General features: G+C 67.5%; 22 protein-coding genes. 12 read left to right on the top strand and 10 right to left on the bottom strand.

The window, feature by feature from the left end:
* Positions 1-45 precede the first annotated feature (45 nt).
* The gene (locus tag D5084_RS06705; protein WP_128514738.1) at positions 46-1,905 is read right to left on the bottom strand and encodes an alpha-amylase family protein; all 1,860 of its coding nucleotides are present in this window, start codon (positions 1,903-1,905) and stop codon (positions 46-48) included.
* Between the two features lie 55 nt (positions 1,906-1,960).
* Entirely contained in the window at positions 1,961-2,464 is a 504-nt protein-coding gene (locus D5084_RS06700; RefSeq protein ID WP_128514737.1) for a L,D-transpeptidase family protein, read from the bottom strand.
* An 84-nt stretch (positions 2,465-2,548) separates the two neighbouring features.
* Between D5084_RS06700 and D5084_RS06695 the strand changes: the two genes are divergently transcribed.
* Positions 2,549-3,274, top strand: a complete 726-nt coding sequence (locus D5084_RS06695; protein WP_128514736.1) for a DUF6065 family protein — start codon at positions 2,549-2,551, stop codon at positions 3,272-3,274.
* A 1-nt stretch (position 3,275) separates the two neighbouring features.
* Here D5084_RS06695 and ribA read toward each other — a convergent pair whose 3' ends face one another.
* Positions 3,276-4,364: a GTP cyclohydrolase II gene (ribA, locus tag D5084_RS06690; protein ID WP_128514735.1), complete on the bottom strand. Its 1,089-nt coding sequence runs from the start codon at positions 4,362-4,364 to the stop codon at positions 3,276-3,278.
* 138 nt (positions 4,365-4,502) lie between these two features.
* On the opposite strand from ribA, the gene D5084_RS06685 reads away from it, so the two are divergent.
* Together D5084_RS06685 and D5084_RS06680 are read left to right on the top strand one after the other, a co-directional pair.
* Positions 4,503-5,189: a response regulator transcription factor gene (locus D5084_RS06685; protein ID WP_128514734.1), complete on the top strand. Its 687-nt coding sequence runs from the start codon at positions 4,503-4,505 to the stop codon at positions 5,187-5,189.
* Between the two features lie 258 nt (positions 5,190-5,447).
* On the top strand, positions 5,448-6,236 hold the full coding sequence (locus D5084_RS06680) for an exodeoxyribonuclease III (RefSeq protein WP_128514733.1): 789 nt from the start codon (positions 5,448-5,450) through the stop codon (positions 6,234-6,236).
* Positions 6,237-6,283: 47 nt separating this feature from the next.
* On the opposite strand, the gene D5084_RS06675 is transcribed toward D5084_RS06680, so the two are convergent.
* Complete coding sequence (locus D5084_RS06675; protein ID WP_128514732.1) at positions 6,284-6,829, bottom strand: TlpA family protein disulfide reductase; 546 nt, start codon at positions 6,827-6,829, stop codon at positions 6,284-6,286.
* Between the two features lie 33 nt (positions 6,830-6,862).
* Between D5084_RS06675 and argH the strand changes: the two genes are divergently transcribed.
* From argH to D5084_RS06665, 3 genes are read left to right on the top strand one after another with little or no spacing between them, the layout of a single operon-like run.
* The gene (argH, locus tag D5084_RS06670; RefSeq protein WP_128514731.1) at positions 6,863-8,266 is read left to right on the top strand and encodes an argininosuccinate lyase; all 1,404 of its coding nucleotides are present in this window, start codon (positions 6,863-6,865) and stop codon (positions 8,264-8,266) included.
* A gap of 55 nt (positions 8,267-8,321) precedes the next feature.
* Positions 8,322-8,492, top strand: coding sequence for a hypothetical protein (locus D5084_RS18315; RefSeq protein ID WP_238382546.1), 171 nt, complete (start codon positions 8,322-8,324; stop codon positions 8,490-8,492).
* Positions 8,489-8,809 (top strand): DUF2834 domain-containing protein, encoded by a 321-nt coding sequence (locus D5084_RS06665; protein WP_128514730.1) that lies wholly within the window; start codon positions 8,489-8,491, stop codon positions 8,807-8,809. The genes D5084_RS18315 and D5084_RS06665 overlap by 4 nt, the downstream gene beginning before the upstream one ends.
* A gap of 7 nt (positions 8,810-8,816) precedes the next feature.
* Here D5084_RS06665 and D5084_RS06660 read toward each other — a convergent pair whose 3' ends face one another.
* From D5084_RS06660 to D5084_RS06640, 5 genes are read right to left on the bottom strand one after another with little or no spacing between them, the layout of a single operon-like run.
* The gene (locus D5084_RS06660; RefSeq protein WP_128514729.1) at positions 8,817-9,833 is read right to left on the bottom strand and encodes a LacI family DNA-binding transcriptional regulator; all 1,017 of its coding nucleotides are present in this window, start codon (positions 9,831-9,833) and stop codon (positions 8,817-8,819) included.
* The gene (locus D5084_RS06655; RefSeq protein WP_128514728.1) at positions 9,830-10,165 is read right to left on the bottom strand and encodes a hypothetical protein; all 336 of its coding nucleotides are present in this window, start codon (positions 10,163-10,165) and stop codon (positions 9,830-9,832) included. The genes D5084_RS06660 and D5084_RS06655 overlap by 4 nt, the downstream gene beginning before the upstream one ends.
* Positions 10,162-11,043, bottom strand: coding sequence for an NAD(P)-dependent oxidoreductase (locus D5084_RS06650; RefSeq protein ID WP_128514727.1), 882 nt, complete (start codon positions 11,041-11,043; stop codon positions 10,162-10,164). Before D5084_RS06650 ends, D5084_RS06655 begins: the two co-directional genes overlap by 4 nt.
* Positions 11,040-11,537, bottom strand: a complete 498-nt coding sequence (locus D5084_RS06645) for a gluconokinase (protein ID WP_128514726.1) — start codon at positions 11,535-11,537, stop codon at positions 11,040-11,042. The genes D5084_RS06650 and D5084_RS06645 overlap by 4 nt, the downstream gene beginning before the upstream one ends.
* Positions 11,534-12,289, bottom strand: a complete 756-nt coding sequence (locus D5084_RS06640; RefSeq protein ID WP_128514725.1) for an SDR family oxidoreductase — start codon at positions 12,287-12,289, stop codon at positions 11,534-11,536. The genes D5084_RS06645 and D5084_RS06640 overlap by 4 nt, the downstream gene beginning before the upstream one ends.
* 91 nt (positions 12,290-12,380) lie before the next feature.
* Between D5084_RS06640 and D5084_RS06635 the strand changes: the two genes are divergently transcribed.
* From D5084_RS06635 to gnd, 4 genes are read left to right on the top strand one after another with little or no spacing between them, the layout of a single operon-like run.
* The gene (locus D5084_RS06635) at positions 12,381-13,331 is read left to right on the top strand and encodes a 2-hydroxyacid dehydrogenase (protein WP_128514724.1); all 951 of its coding nucleotides are present in this window, start codon (positions 12,381-12,383) and stop codon (positions 13,329-13,331) included.
* Positions 13,328-14,356, top strand: coding sequence for an L-idonate 5-dehydrogenase (locus D5084_RS06630; RefSeq protein WP_128514723.1), 1,029 nt, complete (start codon positions 13,328-13,330; stop codon positions 14,354-14,356). Before D5084_RS06635 ends, D5084_RS06630 begins: the two co-directional genes overlap by 4 nt.
* 59 nt (positions 14,357-14,415) lie before the next feature.
* On the top strand, positions 14,416-15,306 hold the full coding sequence (locus tag D5084_RS06625) for an SMP-30/gluconolactonase/LRE family protein (protein WP_128514722.1): 891 nt from the start codon (positions 14,416-14,418) through the stop codon (positions 15,304-15,306).
* Entirely contained in the window at positions 15,303-16,700 is a 1,398-nt protein-coding gene (gene gnd, locus D5084_RS06620; protein ID WP_128514721.1) for an NADP-dependent phosphogluconate dehydrogenase, read from the top strand. Before D5084_RS06625 ends, gnd begins: the two co-directional genes overlap by 4 nt.
* 54 nt (positions 16,701-16,754) lie before the next feature.
* Here the strand turns inward: gnd and D5084_RS06615 are convergent, their stop codons facing one another.
* On the bottom strand, positions 16,755-17,750 hold the full coding sequence (locus D5084_RS06615) for a LacI family DNA-binding transcriptional regulator (protein WP_238382545.1): 996 nt from the start codon (positions 17,748-17,750) through the stop codon (positions 16,755-16,757).
* A gap of 133 nt (positions 17,751-17,883) precedes the next feature.
* Here D5084_RS06615 and D5084_RS06610 point away from each other — a divergent pair, with 133 nt between their 5' ends.
* Both D5084_RS06610 and D5084_RS06605 read left to right on the top strand, forming a co-directional pair.
* Positions 17,884-19,377, top strand: coding sequence for a sugar ABC transporter ATP-binding protein (locus tag D5084_RS06610; RefSeq protein ID WP_128514719.1), 1,494 nt, complete (start codon positions 17,884-17,886; stop codon positions 19,375-19,377).
* Between the two features lie 9 nt (positions 19,378-19,386).
* Positions 19,387-20,409, top strand: coding sequence for an ABC transporter permease (locus D5084_RS06605; protein WP_128514718.1), 1,023 nt, complete (start codon positions 19,387-19,389; stop codon positions 20,407-20,409).
* The last annotated feature ends 3 nt before the right edge of the window (positions 20,410-20,412 follow it).

Here is a 20,412-nt window from a genome sequence, read left to right as displayed (position 1 = left end):
TCAAGGGCTCCGCTCCGATCTCTTCCCGGAAATCGGCACCTGGCGTCAGGTCAGCCAGACGCGGGCATAGGGCGGCAGGACGATCTGGCCATCGTGCGCCGCAACATGCCCATCCGACAGCGCATCATGGAAGGCACTGACCCCCTGCGATCGGACCCAGGCCTCCGGCAGGTGCTGCCAGTGTTCGGTGAAGTTGAACAGACCAAGAAGCGTGCCCGTGGGCGCCAGCCGCTGAAAGGCAAAGACCGCGTCGTTGCCCGACCGCACCACCCGCACCGGCACCGCGCCATGCAGCGCCTTGGTCGCCGCGCGCCGGGCCAGGATGGCCCTGGTCCCCCGGAACACCCGCGCCGAGGGCGTGTCGGCCGTGTGTCGCGTCTCGGCCAGGGCCCAGTCCATCCTGGGGCGGTGGATCCAGCGGCTGTCATGCGCGTGATGCGGGTTCTGCAGGTAGCTGTCGTCGTTCGGCAGCGCCAGTTCGTCGCCCATGTAGATTAGCGGAATGCCGCCCCAGGCCGCGATCAGCGCATGGCCCATCAGGATGCGCTGCACGGCAAGCTCCGGGTCCTGCGCGATCCCCGCCAGCGAGGCGAAGCTGCCGGATATCCGCTTGTCCCCCGTCGCCTCGTTCACCTGGAACAGCGCGCCTTTGGCGAAGGTGCCGGGGAAGCTGCCTTCGTAGAAGTCCGACAGGAAGGCGCGATGCGCCTGACCCGAAAGTCCGACCGCAGCCGCGTCCTCGTCCGTCACCGCCCAGCCGATGTCGTCATGGCAGCGGATATAGGTCGCATAGGTCGCGTTGGTCAGCCGGTCCGGGAAATGCGTGGCCAGCACATGGGTCATCAGCCGCGTGTCGCGCGTGGCCAGTGCTGACCAGAATTGCACCATCAGGCTGTTGTGGTAGGCGAGGTTCCCCTCTTTCCCGTCATGCCGACCACGCCCGAGGTAGGGCAGCATCTCGGCGGGCGCGACGATGGCCTCTTCCAGATGGATCACCGCGGCCGAGGCGATCCGGCTGCACGCCCGCAGGGCCTGCAACAGCATGTGCACCTCGGGTTCCGACTGGCAGCGGGTGCCCAGCCGCTTCCACATGAAGGCGACGGCATCCAGCCGCAGGACATCGACCCCCTTGTTGGCCAGGAACAGCATGATCTCGACGATCTCCAGGAACACCGCCGGGTTGGCCCAGTTCAGGTCCCACTGGTGTTCGTTGAAGGTGGTCCAGACCCATTTCCCGATGTCCGGGTAATGGGTGAAGTTGCCCGGAGCGTTGTCGGGGAAGACCTCGACCAGCGTCTGTTCATAGAGGTTCGGCAGATCGGGCGTGTCGAACATCAGGTAATAGTCCTGATAGACCGGATCGCCCTTGGCGGCCTTCTTCGCCCAGGCATGTTCCTTCGCGGTGTGGTTCAGCACCAGATCGACACAGAGCGACATGCCGCGCGCGCGCAGGGCGCGGCTGACCGCCTCGAAATCCGCCATGGTCCCGAAGGCCGGGTTGATCTGGCGGTAGTCCATCACCGAATAGCCGCCGTCGCTGTCGCCTGGGCGCGGCTTCAGGCAGGGCATCAGGTGAACGTAGGTGACGCCCAGGTCCTCCAGGTAGTCGAGCTTGTCCAGCACGCCCCGAAGAGTGCCGTTGAAGCGGTCGATGTAGAAGACATAGCCCGCCATGCCGGGGCGCTGGAACCAGTCGGGTTCCAGGTCGCGGGCCAGGTCCAGCCGTTTCAGGTCTTCGGGCCGGTCGGCCCAGCCCTTGCGCAGCGCCTTCACCAGCTTGTCGCGGAAGGCCGGGTAATCGGGCCGCGCGCCATACAGCGCCTCCAGCATCGGGAACAGGTCGGGGGCGGACCGGGCCAGCCGCAGGTCGAATAGCTGATCGTCGGCACTGGTCGGTCTGGCCATGGCTCCCCCCTGATTGGGCAGAGTCTATGCCGGTCAAAGCGTTTTGGAAAGGCCTCTACAGCCGCACGATCAGCCGCGTCTGGTGCGTGATGCGCGGGGCGATCCAGTGCAGGTCGCGGCGCGACAGGCCGATGCAGCCCGCCGTGGGCGCGCCGGGCCTGCGCCACTGGTGGATGAAGATCGCCGAGCCGCGTCCCGGTTCGGCATGGGGCCAGTTCCAGTCGGTGAGGATCACCAGATCGTACATCGGATCGGGGCGGCGCAGGCGTTCGTGACTGAACCGATGCGGGGCGCGGACCATCAGGTTGTAATCCTCGTCCCGGGGATCGTCCGACCACAGGTCCGACGGCCCGATCGGCAGCGCCCAGTCGGCAGGACGCTCCAGCCGGTCGGGACGATACAGCATCCCGACCAGCCGGTGCACGCCTGCCGGGGTCGCCCCGTCCCCCTCACGCTTGGCGGAGGCGGCGACGATCCCGCCGCGCCCGACGGTGCAGGGCAAGCGGCGGCCGCGGAACAGGGCGCCCATCGGCGTGATGACAAGGTCCAGCGCAGTCATGCCGTTGATCTATTCGAAACGGTGGTGCGGTCAAACCCTCTCGCTTAAGCTGATCGCCATACGCCCGAACATCCGGAGAAGCTCATGCGATTGGACTGTTTCACGGTAAAGCCCTCGCCCCCGCCGTTGGTGGCCGGCGTCCCCGACCGCGACTGGATGGATGCCTTCAACCAACGCTTTCCCTATCGCTGCCTGCCTCTGTCGATGGCAAACACCTCGGGCTGGGAGATCCGCTGCACGGCCGATTTCCAGGTGGAATGGGACGGGCGGCCGGAGATCGACGCGCTGAAGGTCTCGCCCGAGGCCGAGGGTCTGGCCCTGTCGCATTTCGGCGGCGGCATCCTGACCTTTCACCCCGGCTATCTTTTCCGCACGCCGCCCGGCTGGGCGATCTGGGCCACGGGCGCGCCGAACCATGTCAAGGACGCGATCCAGCCGCTGACCGGCCTGATCGAGACCGACTGGCTGCCGTTTCCCTTCACGATGAACTGGCGGATGACGCGGCCGGGACGCGCGCGGTTCAGGAAGGGCGAGCCGTTCTGCTTCATCACCCTGATCCCGCATTACCAACTCGACACCGTCGAACCGGTGATCCGCAAGCTGGAGGACGCTCCCGAGCTGAAGGCAGAATACGAGGCCTGGCGCGAGGCGCGCTCGACCTTCCTGAAGCTGCACGCCGAGAAGGACCCCGAGACCCTGCGGCAGGGCTGGCAGAAGCACTATTTCAACGCGCGCCCGCCCGAAGGCGGTGGCGAAGCGCCAGAGATCCATGTCCGCAAGCGGCGGCTGGAGGAACCCCGGTTCGAGTGACCTACAGCAGGTGGCCCGACTTTGCCGCCTTGGTGGCCAGATAGGCGCGGTTCTCGGCCGTCTCGCCGACGCGCAGGGGCACGCGCTCGGTGACGTGCAGGCCGCAGCCTTCCATCATCGCCAGTTTCTTCGGGTTGTTGGTCAGAAGCCGCACGCTGGAAAAGCCCAGCTTGCGCAGGATTTGCGCCCCGATGCGGAAGTCGCGCTCGTCGTCTTCAAAGCCCAGCCGGTGATTGGCCTCGACCGTATCGAAGCCCTGATCCTGCAAGGAATAGGCCCGCATCTTGTTGGCCAGACCTATCCCCCGGCCCTCCTGGTTGAGGTACAGCAGCACGCCCGCGCCCTCTTCGCCCATCTGCGCCAGGGCCGCGCGAAGCTGCGGGCCACAGTCGCATTTCAGCGACCCCAGCACATCGCCGGTGAAACAGGCCGAATGCAGCCGGGCGAGGACGGGCTTGTCGCGGTCCGGGCGGCCGATCTCGATGGCGTAATGCTCCTCGCCGCCGTCATCGGGGCGGAAGACATGCACCCGCCCCGCGCTGGACGCCACCAACGGCACCCTGGCCGAGACGACCTCTTCCATCGGCGGCAGGGCGGCCAGGGCAGGGGAAATCTCGTCCAGCGTCAACAGCGTCAGCCCGTGGGACCCGGCCAGCGGCAGCGGGTTCTCGACCGGTACCAGCAGGGCGGCGGGCAGAAGATGCGCCGATTTGGCCAAGGCCAGCGCCGCGCGGGCCAGATCCGCCGGACCCTCGCGCAAGGATTGCAGCGGGCCTTTCATCGGGGTGCGCAGGTCATCCGCCGGGTCCGCCACCGACCGCAGCCAGTCCAGACCCGTATCCGCCGGGGGCACCACCCGCGCCAGATCGCCGTCATAGGCCCGGGCCTTCAGCGTCTCGGCCCGCCGCGCGGTGATCGCCAGGACCGGCGCCCCGTAGCCGCGCAGATCGGCCAGACGGTCGGCATCCAGCGTCTCGACCGCTGCGACCAGCGCCGCCCCACCCGCCCCGCACAGCAGCACCGGCACCCCCATGCGCAGGTCGCTGCGGGCTCGGGTCAGGCGTTCGGGGATGGAAAGACGCAGGCTCATGCGCCCATCCATAGCTGCGGCATGACGAAATTGAAACATTGCCAGCGGAACCGACACGTCCGCGTGAGCATTTCGTTGCAAATCTTGCAGGCTTCGTGATCGGGGCGCATCTCTGCCGCCAGAGCAATGGAGGAACCCATGGCCGGACTGCGAAAGATCCTGCTTGTCGATGATGACGAAGACCTGCGCGAGGCGCTGAGCGAACAGCTGGTGATGACCGAGGACTTCGACGTGTTCGAGGCCGGAACCGGCGCCGAGGGGATGGAGAAGGTCAAGGCCGGTCTGTTCGACCTGGTGATCCTGGACGTCGGCCTGCCCGACACTGACGGGCGCGAACTTTGCCGCCGGATGCGCAAGCAGGGCGTGAAGTGCCCGATCCTGATGCTGACCGGGCATGACACCGACAGCGACACGATCCTGGGTCTGGACGCCGGTGCCAACGATTATGTGACCAAGCCCTTCAAGTTCCCGGTCCTTCTGGCCCGCATCCGCGCGCAGTTGCGGACGCATGAACAGTCGGAAGATGCGGTGTTCCAGCTTGGCCCCTATACCTTCAAGCCCGCCCAGAAGATGCTGGTGGACGAAAAGGACAAGAAGATCCGCCTGACCGAGAAGGAAACCAACATCCTGAAATACCTCCTCCGCTCGACCAGCGGCGTGGTGGCGCGGGATGTCCTCTTGCACGAGGTCTGGGGCTACAACGCCGGCGTGACGACCCACACGCTGGAAACCCACATCTACCGCCTGCGCCAGAAGATCGAGCCCGATCCCTCGAACGCGCGGCTCTTGGTGACCGAAAGCGGCGGCTATCGGCTGGTGGCCTGACGGCTCGTTGCAGGGCGGCCACAATGCGGCTGCCTTGCAACAAACACGAAATCTTGCCGCTTAGGGCTTATTGTTGCCGGATTCGCTTGCTACCTTTTCCTCATGCACGGGTTGTGCAGCAAGTTCCCCTGGTCGCGTCGGGGTTATGGCGCGGCATCCTCCCTGTTGGACCTGGCCGGGCTTCGTGCCCGGCCTTTTTTCTGCGGTTGAGGTCGCCCAGCCTTCCCCCTAGGGTCGCCGCGACAGGAGACCCCGCAAATGCCCTTCACCCTTGCCACCTGGAACATCAATTCCGTCCGCCTGCGCGAGGCGCTCGTCTCGCGGCTCTTGTCCGAAGAGGCGCCGGACATCCTCTGCCTCCAGGAATGCAAGTGCCCGGTAGAGCTGATCCCCTTGGACAGCTTCCGCGCGCTGGGCTACAGCCACATCGTGGCGCGCGGGCAGAAGGGCTATAACGGCGTCGCGATCCTGTCGAAGCTGCCGATCACCGATGCAGGCGGTCATGACTTTGCGACCCTGGGTCACGCGCGGCATGTCGCGGCGCGGCTGGACAACGGGGTCACGATCCACAACTTCTATGTCCCTGCGGGCGGTGACATCCCGGATCGTGAGCAAAACCTCAAGTTCGGCCAGAAGCTCGACTTCCTGACCCACATGCGCGACCACTTCCACGCCGACCGGCCGGAGAAGGCGATCCTCGTGGGCGATCTGAACATCGCGCCCCGCGAAGATGACGTCTGGGACCACAAGGCGCTCTTGAAGATCGTCAGCCACACCCCCGTCGAGGTCGCGCATCTGGGCGAGACGATGGAGGCCGGCCGCTGGGTCGATGTGACGCGGCAGGACATCCCCGAAGGTCGGCTGTACAGCTGGTGGAGCTATCGCAGCCCCGACTGGGACGGGGCCGACAAGGGCCGCAGGCTGGACCATATCTGGGCCACCCCCGATATCTCCGGCGCTGCCCATGGCAGCCGTATCCTGCGCCCGGTGCGGGGGTGGGAGCAGCCGTCGGACCACGTCCCGGTCTTCGCGACGTTTGATCTGTAGGACCAAATCTTTTCGAAAAGATTTGCAAATTCCTTCGAAGGAATTTGTCAGAACCCCGCCACCAGCGCCGCCAGGATCGCCCTGGCGCTGTCGCTGTCCCATTCCGCATCGCCGATCAGCCGGGCGACTTCCTGCCCCTCGGGGTTGAGGATGACAGTGACCGGCAGGCCCAGCACATGCATCGCGCGCGCCAGTTCGGATGTCGGATCGCGCAGGATCGGCAGGCCCTTCACCTCTGCCTGCTCGAAGAACCGCCGGATCCCTTCCACCGCGTTCCGCCCCGTGGCGACCGGCACCACCGCGATCTCGGGCATCGCCGCCTGCAGCCGGTCCAGCGAGGGCATCTCTTGCCGGCAGGGCGCGCACCAGGTGGCCCAGAAGTTCAGCACCACCCATTTGCCGCGATAGTCGGCAAGGGAATGCGTGCCGTCCTCGGCATCCAGCAGCGCCGACTCGGGCACCGGCACCGGGGCCTCGTGCAGCATCAGCTTCTTCATGTCGCCGTCGCGCAAGGCAGCGACATCGGTCCAGCCCGGGTTTGCACCAAGGATCAAGGCCGTATAAAGGACGACCAGCCATTTCCGCACCTTCATCACCCTGTCCGTCCTGCCCAGAAAGCCCCGCCCATGTCCGACGCCCGCGATCCCAAATCCGCCAACACGATGTGGGGCGGGCGCTTCGCCGAAGGTCCCAGCGCGATCATGACGGCGATCAACGCCTCGATCGGCTTCGACCAGCGGCTCTACGCCCAGGACATCGCGGGCAGCCGGGCCCATGCGGCAATGCTGGCCGCGCAAGGCATCATCTCTTCTAGGGATGCCGAGGCGATCGGGGAAGGGCTCCTCGCGATCTTGTCAGAGATCGAGGCCGGAAACTTCCCCTTCACCCCCGATCTGGAAGACATCCACCTGAACATCGAGGCCCGCCTGACCGACCGCATCGGCGAAGCGGGCAAGCGCCTGCACACCGCGCGCAGCCGCAACGACCAGGTCGCGGTGGACTTCCGGCTCTGGGTCCGCGACCAGTGCGATCAGGCCATCGACGGGCTGACCGGGCTGATGCGCGCCTTCCTCGCCCAGGCCGAGGCCGGGGCCGATTGGGTGATGCCCGGCTTCACCCATCTCCAGACCGCCCAGCCCGTCACCTGGGGCCACCACATGATGGCCTATGTGGAAATGTTCGCCCGCGACCGCAGCCGGTTTCAGGACGCGCGCAACCGGATGAACGAATGCCCCCTCGGTGCCGCCGCGCTGGCCGGGACCTCGTTCCCCATCGACCGGCACATGACCGCCAGGGCGCTGGGTTTCGACCGGCCCACGGCGAACAGCCTCGATTCGGTCAGCGACCGCGACTTCGCGTTGGAGTTCCTTGCCGCCGCCTCGATCTGCGCCATGCACCTGTCCCGGTTCGCCGAGGAACTGGTGATCTGGTCCTCCGCCCAGTTCCGCTTTGTCCGGCTGTCGGATCGCTGGACCACGGGCTCCTCGATCATGCCGCAGAAGAAGAACCCGGACGCGGCGGAACTCCTCCGCGCCAAGCTGGGGCGCATTCTCGGGGCCACGGTGGCGCTGTTCACCGTGATGAAGGGCCTGGCGTTGACCTATTCCAAGGACATGCAGGAGGACAAGGAACAGGTCTTCGATGCCGCCGACAGCCTGATGCTGGGCCTTGCCGCGATGACCGGGATGGTCAGCGACATGACTGCGAACGTTGACGCGCTGAAGGCCGCGGCGGCCAGCGGCTTTTCCACGGCGACCGACCTTGCCGACTGGCTGGTCAAGGCATTGGGCCTGCCGTTCCGCGAGGCGCATCACGTCACCGGCGCGCTGGTGGCGATGGCCGAACGCAAGGGCTGCGACCTGCCCGACCTGACGCTGGAGCAGATGCAGTCGGTCCATGCCGGAATCACCGCCGACGTGTTCGGCGTTCTTGGCGTTGAAAACTCGGTCCGCAGCCGCACATCCTATGGCGGCACCGCGCCGGATCAGGTGCGTGCCCAGGTCGCGCGCTGGAAAGCGGCGCTGGGCTGATGCCGGGGCACCGTCAGTGAAACCTGCCTTGTCGGGCAGGGCGGGGGATGTGAACATGATGCCGGAAGACCGACCGAAGGACCGCCCGATGCCGCAGCTTTCCCCCCGTATCGCGCTGATCGCCTGCCTGATCCTTTCCGCCTGCGGGGCCGATGGCCCACCCGAGGCGCCGACGCGCGGTGTCGGCATCTCGGGCGAGGTGCAGATGGGCGTGGTGCTGAAGTGACGCCGCTGCGCCTGACCTGGCTGGCGCTTGCCGTCTGGGGCGCGGTGCATCCGATGTACTGGTTCCTCAAACACATGCGCGAGACGGGCACCGGCCTGTCCGGCCTGATCGACGCCTGGTATGTGAATGCCTCGACCACCGGGCTGACCTGGGACCTGACCATTGCCGCGATCGCGCTGACGATCTGGGTCGTGGTCGAGGCCGCCAGCCGCCGCAGCTGGGTCGATCTGGTGGCGATCCCGGCCACCTTCTGCATCGGGGTCAGCTGTGGCCTGCCGCTCTATCTGTTCCTGCGCTCGCGCCACGCCTCTGCGTGATCCTGCGCTAGCGGCTTGACTGCCGGATCATCAGTTCCGGTGCGATCCGCAGCGTCACGGGCCCGGCCTGCCGCCCGTCCAGCACCTCCAGGATCAGCGCCGCCGCCTTCGCCCCGATCTCGCGCGGGAAAGGGTTGATCGTGGTCAGGGCAGGGACCGCGACCTCGGCGATCTCATAGTCGCCGAAACCCGCGATCCAGATGTCCTCGGGAACCCGGACCCCGCGGCGCTGACATTCGGTCAGGGCGCCAAAGGCCGAGAGGTCGGAGACGCAGATCACCGCCTGGGTGTCCGGCAAGCTGTCCAACAGCCGCCCCATCGCATCCGCCCCTTCGCGCATCGAGATCGGCGGAGCGCCTGCCGCGATCAGCCGCGTCGCCTCCAGCCCGTTTGCCTGCATCGCCGCCACAAAGCCCTCGCGCCGGTCCGTCCCCCGCGTGTCGCGGTCGGCATCGCCGCCGATGAACGCGATCCGCGTCAGGCCGCGCGCCACGAAATGATCGACCATCCCGCGCACCGCATCGGCGTTGGAAAAGCCCACGACATGCCCGATGGGCGCCTCTGGCAAATCCCAGGTTTCCACCACCGGGATGCCCGCATTCTCCAGCAGCCGCCGGGTGCGCGGCGTGTGCTTGCCCCCCGTGACCACGATGGCCTCCGGGCGGCGGCGGAGCAGCTGTTCGACCAGCCGCTCCTCCTCGTGGATGTCATAGTCGGTATAGCCCAAGAGGATCTGCAAGCCCCGGACCTTGAGGCCCTCGGTCAGGCCCCGCAGCGTCTCGGCGAAGTTGGCGTTGTTGATCGAGGGGATCGTCACCGCCACGAAATCCGTCCGCTGCGAGCGCAAGGAGGATGCCGCCGAGTCGAAGACATAGCCGATCTCCTCGGCCGCCTTCAGGATCGCCTCACGCGTCGCCTCGCTGACGGAGGTGTCCCGCTTGAAGGCCCGACTGACCGTCATCGGCGAAACCCCCGCAAGGCGGGCGACATCGGCCATGGTCGGGGTCTTGCGGGGCTGGGTCATGCGGGGGCGAACGTGTGGGCCGTGGTGACGTGGTGATGGATGCGGCCCGTGAAGTGGCGTGCCAGCACGCTTTCCGTCGCCGCGCGCCCCTCCTTGCGGATCGGATGGGCCAGGAAGGCCTCTACCGTCGCCAGATCCGGCCAGTCGATGGCCAGGATCAGCGGATACTCCGGCGCGCCATCGTCGCGGTTCTCGGCAAAGGTGACATGGATCGCGAGCGCCCCCGGAAACCGCCGCCAGACCGGCAGGATTTCCGCCAGCACATCGCGCCGGAAGGCCTCGGTGTGGCCGTCCTTCAACGTCCCCTCGAACAGAGCGTAGCGGGTAATCATTGCGTCAGGTCCTTTCTCGGCCCTTTGAAAAATTCCATCAGCGCCGCCTGATCCTCACCGCCCAGCCCCGCCGCCGTCAGCATCCGGTGCACTTCGGCACAAAGCGCAGTCAGCGGCATCGCCGTCCCGGTCGCCCGCGCAAGGTCCGCCGCGCCATTCAGGTCCTTGACCATGTTGTCGATCCGCCCCGTCCGACGGTAATCCCGCGCGGCCATCCGGGGCATGTATTCCTGAAGGATCGCGCTGTCGGCCCGACCCCCTGCCAAAGCCTTCGGGATCATCTGCGCATCCACCCCCGCCGCCTCGGCCAGCGCCGTCGCCTCTGCCACCGCCAGGAACCCGAGGCCACACAGCACCTGATTGATGAGCTTCGTTGTCTGCCCCGCCCCCGGACCGCCCATCCGCGTCTGGTTCGACGCCACGCCGCGCAGAACCTCCTGCGCCTCTGCCACATCCTCCGGCGCACCGCCCTGCATCAGCGTCAACTCCCCCGTCGCGGCCTTCGGGATGCCGCCCGACAGGGGACTGTCCACCCAGCGCAACCCCTTCTCCGCCGCCTCTGCCGCCAGCACCTTCGTCGCCTCCGGGTCGATCGAGGACATGTCGATCAGCAGCGTCCCCCTGGCCGCGCCCTCCGCCACGCCCCCCGGGCCGAACACCGCCGCCCGCACGATATGGGCGGCGTTCAGCGACAGGATCACCGCCCGCGCGCCCCGCGCAGCCTCCGCCGCCGATGGGGCCGCCACCGCCCCAGGATCAACCAGAGCCGCAACCTTTACCGGGTCCAGATCGAACACCCGCAGCGCCGCGCCCGTCGTCAGCAGCCGCGCGCCAATGGCACCGCCCATCGCCCCCGCCCCGATCAGCGCAACCGTCATGCCGTCTCTCCGTTCAACTGCGCAAGAACGGCGTCCACAATGGCCGCCAAAGGCTGGTCGATCTCCACCGTCACCGCTTCTTCCGGCCCCGGGGGCTCCAGCGCCGCGAACTGGCTGTCGAGGAGGGACGTCGGCATGTAATGCCCCCTCCGCGCCGCCATGCGGCCCGCGATCACCTCGCGGCTGCCCGCCAGATGCACGAACCGCACCGGCCCCCCGGCGCCCGCCCGGATCCGGTCCCGATACGCCCGCTTCAGCGCCGAACACCCCACGATGACCGGAGCCTCCGCCGCCAGCACCCCAGCCACCCGGTCCAGCCAGGGCCAGCGGTCCTCGTCCGTCAACGGTATCCCCGCCCGCATCTTCCCGACCGCCTCGGGACTATGCAGGTCATCGCCGTCCCGATACGGCACCCCCAGCCGCGCCGCCAACCCTTCGCCCACCGACGACTTGCCGCAGCCCGCAACCCCCATGATGACGACACGCAGGGTCATAGCGAGGCCGTGATGCCGCCATCGACATAAAGGATATGCCCGTTGACGAAGGACGACGCATCCGAGGCCAGGAACACGCAGGCCCCCTGCAACTCCTCCACGCGTCCCCAGCGCCCCGCAGGCGTCCGCTTCTCCAGCCAGGCGGAAAACGCCGGGTCCGCCACCAGCGCGGCATTCAGCGGCGTGTCGAAATACCCCGGCGCAATCGCGTTGCATTGCAACCCGTGCCTCGCCCAGTCCGTCGCCATCCCCTTGGTCAGGTTTCCCACCGCCCCCTTCGTCGCCGTGTAAGGCGCGATGGAGGGGCGTGCGAGGGCCGTCTGGACCGAGGCGATGTTGATGATCTTCCCCCGCCCCCGAGCGATCATGTGGCGGGCAACCGCTTGCCCCACATGGAACACGCTGGCGATGTTGGTCTGCAAGAGCTTCTCGAACGCCTCCGCCGGAAACTCCTCCAGCGGAGCCCGGTGCTGCATCCCGGCGTTGTTCACCAGGATGTCGATGGGCTTGCCCGCGCCTTCGAACGCATCCACCGCCGCCCGGACGCCTTCATGGTCCGTCGCGTCGAATGCCAGCACCTCGGCCCCCTTGATCCGCGCCGCCGCTGCCGCGAGCTTGCCCGTATCGCGCCCGTTCAGCACCACCTGCGCCCCCGCCTCGGCCAGCCCCTCGGCCAGGGCGAAGCCGATCCCCTGCGACGACCCGGTGATCAGCGCCCGGCGCCCGGTCAGGTCGAACAGCCGATGTCCCATGCGTCAAGTCCCTTCACTTCGCTCTCGACAAGCCTTGTCGCTCCCGTTTATGTTATCGATAACAACGCCTGTCAAGGATGCAGAGGACAAGATGGCCAAACCGCAGGTTCTCCAGGTCGGCCCCTATCCCGAATGGGACCAGGCCCCCCTTGACGCCGCCTATACCATCCACCGCTGGTGGGAGGCCGCCGACAAGGACGCGTTTCTGGCAGAGGTCGGCCCGAACATCCGCGCCATCGCCACACGCGGCGATCTTGGCGCATCCGAGGCAATGATCGCCGCCTGCCCGAACCTTGAAATGATCGCGGTCTTCGGCGTCGGCTATGATGCCGTCCACCTCGCCTCCTGCCGGGCGCGGGGGATCAAGGTCTCGAACACGCCCGACGTCCTGACCGAGGACGTTGCCGACATCGCGCTGGCCATGCTTTTGGCCCTCGTCCGCCGCACGGGGCAGGCGGAAGAGTGGGTCCGTTCCGGCGACTGGGCCGCCAAGGGGATGTTCCCGCTGACCCGCAAGGTCTCGGGCACCCGCGCGGGCATCCTTGGCCTCGGCCGCATCGGCGCGGCCATCGCCCGGCGCTGCGAGGGCTTCGGCATGCAGATCGCCTATTCCGCCCGCAGCCCCAAGCCCGGCGCCGAGCACTGGACCTACATCCCCGACGCCGTCGAATTGGCCCGCAACTGCGACCACCTGTTCGTCGCTCTCGCCGCCACGCCCGAAACCCGCCACATCGTCAATGCCAAGGTGCTTCAGGCGCTGGGCCCCGATGGCACCGTCATCAACATCAGCCGCGCCGCAAACGTGGACGAATCGGCCCTCCTCGACGCGCTGGAACAGGGCGAGATCGCCGGGGCCGCCTTGGACGTCTTCGAAGGCGAGCCGAACCTGAACCCCCGGTTCCTTTCGGCCCCGAACGTCCTTCTGCAACCGCATCACGGGTCCGGAACCGTCGATACCCGCAAGGCCATGGGGAAACTCATGCGTGACAACCTGACCGCGCATTTCGCCGGGCAACCCCTGGTCACCCCGGTCGCGCTATGAAGGCGATAGTCATCCATGCCGCCCGCGACCTGAGGATCGAGGACCGCGACCCCGATCCCCTCCTCCCCGGCCAACTCCGTCTCCGCCTCGCCACCGGTGGCGTCTGCGGCTCGGACCTGCACTACTACAACCACGGCGGCTTTGGCGCGGTGCGGCTGAAGGAACCGATGATCCTCGGCCACGAGGTTTCCGCCTACGTCGAGGACCCCGGCACCACCGCCTTCGCCATAGGCCAACTTGTCGCCGTCTCCCCCTCGCGTCCCTGCGGGACCTGCAAGTTCTGCCGCGAAGGCCTGCCCAACCAGTGCCTCGACATGCGCTTCTACGGCAGCGCGATGCCCTTCCCCCACATCCAGGGCGCCTTCCGCGAAGTGCTGATCGCCGACGCCAGCCAATGCGTCGATGCCACGGGCCTTACCCCCGGCGAAGCCGCCATGGCCGAACCCCTCGCAGTCACGCTCCACGCCACCCGCCGCGCAGGCGAGATGCTGGGCAAACGCGTCCTCGTCACCGGCTGCGGCCCGATCGGGACGCTCGCCATCCTCGCCGCCCGCCGCGCCGGGGCTGCGGAAATCGTCGCCACCGATCTTTCCGACTTCACCCTCTCGCTCGCCGCCAAGGTGGGCGCCGACCGCACCATCAACACCGCCACGGACCCCGACGCACTGTCCGCCTACACCCCCGACAAGGGCCATTTCGACGTCCTCTTCGAATGCACCGGCGTCGCGGCCGCCCTCGCCCAGGGCATCGCCGCCCTGCGCCCAAGGGGAGTGATCCTCCAACTCGGCCTCGGCGGCGACATGACCCTGCCGATGATGGCGATCACCGCCAAGGAACTGGACCTGCGCGGCTCTTTCCGCTTTCACCCCGAATTCGCCGTGGGGGTCGGCCTGATGCAGAAACGCCTGATCGATGTGCGCCCCCTCATCACTCACACCGTGCCGCTGGCCCGGGCCGAGGACGCCTTCCGCCTCGCCTCTGACCGCTCACAGGCGATGAAGGCACAGATCCTGTTCGCCGATTGACCGCCTTCCGGTTTGACCCTTCGCCCGGGGTCGCCCAGACTGCCCGCAGGGAGACGCCAATGTCCTTCTTCGAAATCCACGATCCCGCCTTTGCGACCTTCGTCATGGGCAACGCGCCCCTCAAGCGCCTTGCGACCGGCTTCGACTGGGTGGAAGGCCCGGTCTGGTTCGGCGATCAGAACTGCCTTCTGTTCTCGGACATCCCCAACAACCGGATCCTCCGCTGGAGCGAGGACGGCCTCACCACCTTCCGCCAGCCCGCCAACTATACCAACGGCCACACCCGCGACCTTCAGGGCCGCCTCGTCAGCTGCGAACACGGGGGCCGCCGCGTGACCCGCACCGAATGGGACGGCACGATCACCGTCATCGCCGACAGCTTCGACGGCAAGCCTCTGAACAGCCCCAACGACGTCATCGTGGCCAGGGACGGAGCCATCTGGTTCACCGACCCGCATTACGGGATCATGACCGACTACGAAGGCTACAAATCCCCGCAGGAGCTGCCCTGTCAGGTCTATCGCGTCGATCCCTCGGGCCGGATCGAGGCCGTCATCACCGACATGGCCTGCCCCAACGGCCTGGCCTTCAGCCCGGATGAGTCCCGCCTCTACGTCGCCGACACCGGGCGGATGTTCAGCAAAGACCCCCAGCACATCAAGGTCTTCGACATGGTCGCAGGCCGCCCCACGAACGGCCGCATCTTCCACCGCATCGACAAGGGCTGCGCCGATGGCATCCGGGTGGATACTGACGGCAATCTCTGGTCCTCAGCCGGGGACGGCGTCCATTGCATCGCGCCGGACGGGCAGCTGATGGGCAAGATCCTCGTCCCCGAGACCGTCTCCAACATCTGCTTCGGCGGCCGCGCCAAACACCGGCTGTTCATCACCGCGACGACCAGCCTCTACTCCGTGATCCTGAACCGCAAGGGCGTGCAATGGCCATGACGAAACCGCAAACCGGCCTGATCGGCCTTGGCACGATGGGCGCCGCGCTGGCGCTGAACATCGCCGAAAAGGGCTTTCCCATCGCTGTATTCAACCGCACGACCAGCCGCACGCACGACTTCCACGCCACGGCGGGCATCCTTGCCGACCGCATCACCCCCACCGACACCCTCGCCGATCTCGTCGCCGCCATCGCCCCGCCCCGCGTGATCATCCTGATGGTACCCGCAGGCCCGGCGGTCGATGACCAGCTTGCCGCCCTCGCGCCCCTGCTTGGCCCCGACGACCTCGTCATCGACGCGGGCAACGCCAACTTCCACGACACCAACCGCCGCACCGCCGCGGGCCTGCCCTTCCGCTTCATGGGCATCGGCGTCTCGGGCGGCGAAGAGGGCGCCCGCCACGGCCCGGCAATCATGGCCGGAGGCACCGCAGAGGACTGGGCGCGCATGGCCCCGCTGTTTCAGGCCATCGCCGCCAGGGCCGAGGACGGCACCCCCTGCGCCGACCATATGGGGCAGGCCGGGGCCGGGCACTTCGTCAAGGCGGTCCACAACGGCATCGAATACGCCGACATGCAGATGATAGCCGAGGTCTACGGCGTGATGCGCGACGGTCTTGGCCTGACCGCGCCCGAAATCGCCCCGGTCTTCGCCCGCTGGAACGAAGGCACGCTGCGCTCTTACCTCGTCGAGATTTCCGCCGCCGTCGCCGCTGCCAGGGACCCGCACGGCACCGGCCCGCTTCTCGACATGATCGTCGATGCCGCAGGACAGAAGGGCACCGGCCGCTGGACCGCGATCGAGGCGCAGAACCTTGCCGCGCCGATCCCGGTGATCGAAGCCGCCGTCATGGCCCGCAACGTCTCCGCCCGACGGGAGGAGCGCGCCATGGGAGAGGCGCTTTACGGCCCCGCGCCGGAACGCGCCGAGGTCCCGCTCGCCGACCTCGAACACGCCCTCATCGCCGGGAAGATCCTCTGCTACGCGCAAGGCTTCGCCATGATGACCGCCGCCGCGAAAGAGTTCGGCTGGGCGCTCGACATGCCCGCCATCGCGCGGGTCTGGCGCGCGGGCTGCATCATCCGCTCGGCAATGCTGAACGATATGGTAACCGCCCTCGCCCAGGACCCCGCGCGCAACCTGATGCTCGCCCCGTTCTTCGCCGACCACCTGCGCCGGTCGGTGCCCGCCCTCCGCCGCGTCGTCGCCGCCGGGGCGCTGCATGGCCTTGGCCTGCCCGCTCTTTCGGCCGGCCTCGCCTGGTTCGACCTGATGCGCACCGCGCGCGGGACGGCGAACATGATCCAGGGCCAGCGCGATTTCTTCGGCCTGCACGGGTTCGATCGGCTGGACGGGAAGGACCTCCACCACGGCCCCTGGGCGCACGGCTGACCACCGATTTCCGCACGGAAATCGGACCGGAATTCCTCGAATTCCGGCGCCCTGCTACCCCGTCTCGCCCGGCACCAGCCGCGTGGGCACCACCGTCACCTCCTGACCCGGCTCGCCCTTCAGCCGCGCGACCAGGGCCTCTGCCGCAGCCTTCCCGATCGCCGTTGTCGGCACCACCGTCGTCGTCAGCCGCCGGGGCAGGATCGACGCCGCCTCCATTCCGCCCCAGCCCGCGATCCCCAGATCCTCCGGCACCCGGATGCCCTTGGCCTGTGCATAGGCCAACCCCCCCACCGCCATGTCGTCGTTGTGGAAATAGACCACATCCAGGTCCGGCGTCCGGGTCAGCAGCGTCTCCAGCCCGTAATACCCGGCATAGAACCCCGGCATGTCCAGCAGCACCTCACGGTCCACCAGCGGGGCGCCCGCCTGCGCCAGCACCGCCTGGAACCCCTCCAGCCGCGCCTGACCCATCACGTCGGCCCGCGCCAGCGCGCCCACATAGCCCGCCCGCCGCCGCCCCCGCCGCAGCAGGAACTGCCCCATCTCCGCCCCGCAGTCGTAATGCGAAAACCCCACCGACATGTCGATCGGGCTGGTCGTCAGGTCCCAGATCTCCACCACCGGCACCGCCACCTGCCGCAAGAGGTCAACCGTCGCGGGCGTATGATTCCGCCCCGACAGAATCAGCCCCGCAGGCCGCCAGCTGACGATCTGGCGGACCCAGGCTTCCTCCTCGGCGGTGGAATGGTTGTTGGCCCCGATCATCAGCTGATAGCCAAGCCGACTCAGCGCCCGGTCCACCCCGTCCAGCACATGCGCAAAGAGGCCCGAGGTGAGGCGCGGCACGCACATGCCCACCAGTGTGCTGGCCTGATACGACCCGAAGGCCGCCGCCAGCTTGTTCGGGACATATCCCAGTCTTTCCGCGACCTTGATCACCCGGTCCCGCGTCTCGTCGGAAAACCCGGTCCCCCCGCGCAAGACGCGGCTGACCGTCATCTTCGACACCCCCGCCGCCTTTGCGATGTCCTCCAGATTGGCCTTCATGCGCACGCTCACCCGATCATATGTTATCGATAACTTTCCGCTTGACTCGAAAGGGCCACGGGCTCAGGCTAGGCTACGTTACCGGTAAACCTGACGCAAGATCGGGCACACCGGGAAGGGGAGGAGCCTGCCCATGCAACCGTCGTCCGACGGCCTGTTCTTCGACCGCATCGTCAAGTCCTTCGGCGGGACGCAGGCGCTGAAGGGCGTTTCGCTGAAGGTCGCGCGGGGCGAGATCGTGGCGCTTCTCGGCGAAAACGGTGCGGGCAAATCCACCCTCATCAAGGTGCTCGGCGGCATCCATCGCCCCGAAGCAGGCGGCGTGCTGATCGACGGCACGCCCTACGCGCATGAGGCCGGAAGGTCCGGCGGCCAGAAGGTCGCCTTCATCCACCAGGACCTCGGCCTGATCGACTGGATGTCTGTCGCCGAAAACATCGCCCTCTCCCTCGGCTATGTCCGCAGGGGCGGCCGCATCGACTGGACCGCGACCGAAGCCCGCGCGGACGAAGCCCTCAAGCTGGTCAAAGCCGAGTTTCCCGCCACCGCCCGCGTCTCCAGCCTGACGCGCACGCAGAAATCCCTCGTCGCCATCGCCCGGGCGCTGGCTGCCGACTGCGACTTCCTCGTCCTCGACGAGCCCACCGCCAGCTTGCCAGCCGACGAAGTCGAACTCCTGTTCGGCGCCCTCCGCCCGCTGAAGGCCAAGGGCGTTGGCATGATCTACGTCTCCCACCGCCTCGACGAGATCTTCCGCATCGCCGACCGCGTCGCCGTTTTGCGCGACGGCCAGATGGTCGGCATGCGCCCCGTCGAGCACACCACGCCCGAGGAGCTGGTCTCCCTCATCGTCGGCCGCAAGGCGCGCGAAATCGCCCGGCCCCCCGTGCAGGACGGCCCCGCGATCCTGAACGTCGAACACCTGAAAACCCCCGCCGTCGGCCCCGTCAGCTTTCAGATCAGGCGCGGCGAGCTTCTCGGCCTCGCAGGTCTCCGGGGCGCAGGCCACGAAGACATCGGCCGCGCATTGTTCGGCGTCATCCCCCATGCCGGACGCATTACCCTCGACGGCAAGCAACCCGACCTCCGCACCGCCCAGACCGCCATGTGCTCCGGCATCGGCCTCGTCGCCCGCGACCGCGTCGGCGAAAGCGTCGCCCCCGGCATGGCGATCCGCGAGAACGCCTTCCTCAACCCCTCCGCCACCGGTCGCGGCCTCCTGACGCTGATGGCTGCCGGCAGGGAAGAAGCCAAGGCCAAGGCCATCGGCACCCGCGTCGGCCTTTCCCCGAACGACCCGACCCTCGCCATCGAGGCCCTCTCGGGCGGCAACCAGCAGAAGGTCGTCGTCGGCCGCTGGCTCGATTCCGGCCGCCGACTTCTGGTCACCGAGGACCCCACCGCCGGCGTCGATGTCGGCGCCAAGGCCGAGATCTACCACCTGCTCTACCAGGCGCTTGCCTCCGGCATGGGGGTCCTCGTCGTCTCCACCGACTTCGAGGAAATCGCCAACATCTGCCACCGCGCCATTGTGTTCAGCCGGGGCCTCCCCGTCGCCGAACTGACCGGCGTCGAACTGTCCACCGAATCCCTGATCCAGGCCGCATCGGCCGGTGAAGCCGCTTAAAGGTCCCGCATGCCCGGTATCGAATCCAACGCCGTCGAGCCCACCAAGGACGAACTCCGCGGCCTCTCCACCGGGCAGAAGCTGATCCGCCTCGCGCCCACCTACGGCCTCGTCATCCTGATGGTCGCGCTGATCCTGTTCTTCTCGCTCCTCCTGCCGAACACCTTCCCGACGCTTCTGAATCTCCGCTCCATCCTGTCGGACAAGGCGATCATCGCCCTCCTGTCGCTGGCCGCGATGATACCCATGGTCGCGGGCCGCATCGACCTGACCGTCGGCTACGGCATCGTCCTCTGGCACATCCTCGCGATCAGCCTGCAGACCATCTACGGCATCCCGTGGCCGGTCGCGGTCTGTATTGTCCTGATCCTCGGCATCGTGGTCGGAGCCCTCAACGGCCTTCTCGTCGAAGTCGCCCGCATCGACAGCTTCATCGCCACCTTGGGCACCGGCACGATCCTCTACGCGCTGGCCCTCTGGCACACCGGCGGCCGCCAGATGGTCGGCCAACTGCCCGACGCCTTCTACGCGATCAACGGCACCTTCGTCCTGGGCCTGCCGATCACCGCCTTCTACGTCCTGGGCGTAACCCTGATCCTCTGGGTCGTCCTCGACTACACCCCCATCGGCCGCTACCTCTATGCCATCGGCGCCAACCAGCGCGCGGCAGAGCTGAACGGCATCCCGACGCGCAAATTCGTCATCGGAGCCTTCGTGACCTCCGGCGCCCTGACCGCCCTTGCCGGGGTCCTTCTCGCCTCGAAACTGCGGATCGGGCAGGCGAGCGTCGGCCTCGAATTCCTGCTGCCCGCCCTTGTCGGGGCCTTCCTCGGCTCCACCACCATCAAGCCGGGCCGCGTCAACGTCTGGGGCACCATCGTCGGCGTGATGATCCTTGCCGTCGGCATCAGCGGCATCCAGCAGTTCGGCGGCAGCTTCTGGGTGGAACCGCTTTTCAACGGCACCACGCTGCTGATCGCCATCGGCATCGCCGGATACGCCCAGCGCAAGAAGGGCGCGAAATCGAAATGACAA

Origin of the sequence: Tabrizicola thermarum, assembly GCF_003574395.1 — a bacterium.
Taxonomy (GTDB): domain Bacteria; phylum Pseudomonadota; class Alphaproteobacteria; order Rhodobacterales; family Rhodobacteraceae; genus Tabrizicola; species Tabrizicola thermarum.
Note: the sequence above shows the minus strand (reverse complement) of the source record. Positions and strands in the feature narration are given on the sequence as shown.

Bases quoted from the DNA above. Each gene is read 5' to 3' on its own strand.
- D5084_RS06705 (WP_128514738.1), bottom strand. From the start codon at position 1,905: ATGGCCAGACCGACCAGTGCCGACGATCAGCTATTCGACCTGCGGCTG.
- D5084_RS06700 (WP_128514737.1), bottom strand. From the start codon at position 2,464: ATGACTGCGCTGGACCTTGTCATCACGCCGATGGGCGCCCTGTTCCGC.
- D5084_RS06695 (WP_128514736.1), top strand. From the start codon at position 2,549: ATGCGATTGGACTGTTTCACGGTAAAGCCCTCGCCCCCGCCGTTGGTG.
- ribA (WP_128514735.1), bottom strand. From the start codon at position 4,364: ATGAGCCTGCGTCTTTCCATCCCCGAACGCCTGACCCGAGCCCGCAGC.
- D5084_RS06685 (WP_128514734.1), top strand. From the start codon at position 4,503: ATGGCCGGACTGCGAAAGATCCTGCTTGTCGATGATGACGAAGACCTG.
- D5084_RS06680 (WP_128514733.1), top strand. From the start codon at position 5,448: ATGCCCTTCACCCTTGCCACCTGGAACATCAATTCCGTCCGCCTGCGC.
- D5084_RS06675 (WP_128514732.1), bottom strand. From the start codon at position 6,829: ATGAAGGTGCGGAAATGGCTGGTCGTCCTTTATACGGCCTTGATCCTT.
- argH (WP_128514731.1), top strand. From the start codon at position 6,863: ATGTCCGACGCCCGCGATCCCAAATCCGCCAACACGATGTGGGGCGGG.
- D5084_RS18315 (WP_238382546.1), top strand. From the start codon at position 8,322: ATGATGCCGGAAGACCGACCGAAGGACCGCCCGATGCCGCAGCTTTCC.
- D5084_RS06660 (WP_128514729.1), bottom strand. From the start codon at position 9,833: ATGACCCAGCCCCGCAAGACCCCGACCATGGCCGATGTCGCCCGCCTT.
- D5084_RS06655 (WP_128514728.1), bottom strand. From the start codon at position 10,165: ATGATTACCCGCTACGCTCTGTTCGAGGGGACGTTGAAGGACGGCCAC.
- D5084_RS06650 (WP_128514727.1), bottom strand. From the start codon at position 11,043: ATGACGGTTGCGCTGATCGGGGCGGGGGCGATGGGCGGTGCCATTGGC.
- D5084_RS06645 (WP_128514726.1), bottom strand. From the start codon at position 11,537: ATGACCCTGCGTGTCGTCATCATGGGGGTTGCGGGCTGCGGCAAGTCG.
- D5084_RS06640 (WP_128514725.1), bottom strand. From the start codon at position 12,289: ATGGGACATCGGCTGTTCGACCTGACCGGGCGCCGGGCGCTGATCACC.
- D5084_RS06635 (WP_128514724.1), top strand. From the start codon at position 12,381: ATGGCCAAACCGCAGGTTCTCCAGGTCGGCCCCTATCCCGAATGGGAC.
- D5084_RS06630 (WP_128514723.1), top strand. From the start codon at position 13,328: ATGAAGGCGATAGTCATCCATGCCGCCCGCGACCTGAGGATCGAGGAC.
- D5084_RS06625 (WP_128514722.1), top strand. From the start codon at position 14,416: ATGTCCTTCTTCGAAATCCACGATCCCGCCTTTGCGACCTTCGTCATG.
- gnd (WP_128514721.1), top strand. From the start codon at position 15,303: ATGACGAAACCGCAAACCGGCCTGATCGGCCTTGGCACGATGGGCGCC.
- D5084_RS06615 (WP_238382545.1), bottom strand. From the start codon at position 17,750: ATGAAGGCCAATCTGGAGGACATCGCAAAGGCGGCGGGGGTGTCGAAG.
- D5084_RS06610 (WP_128514719.1), top strand. From the start codon at position 17,884: ATGCAACCGTCGTCCGACGGCCTGTTCTTCGACCGCATCGTCAAGTCC.
- D5084_RS06605 (WP_128514718.1), top strand. From the start codon at position 19,387: ATGCCCGGTATCGAATCCAACGCCGTCGAGCCCACCAAGGACGAACTC.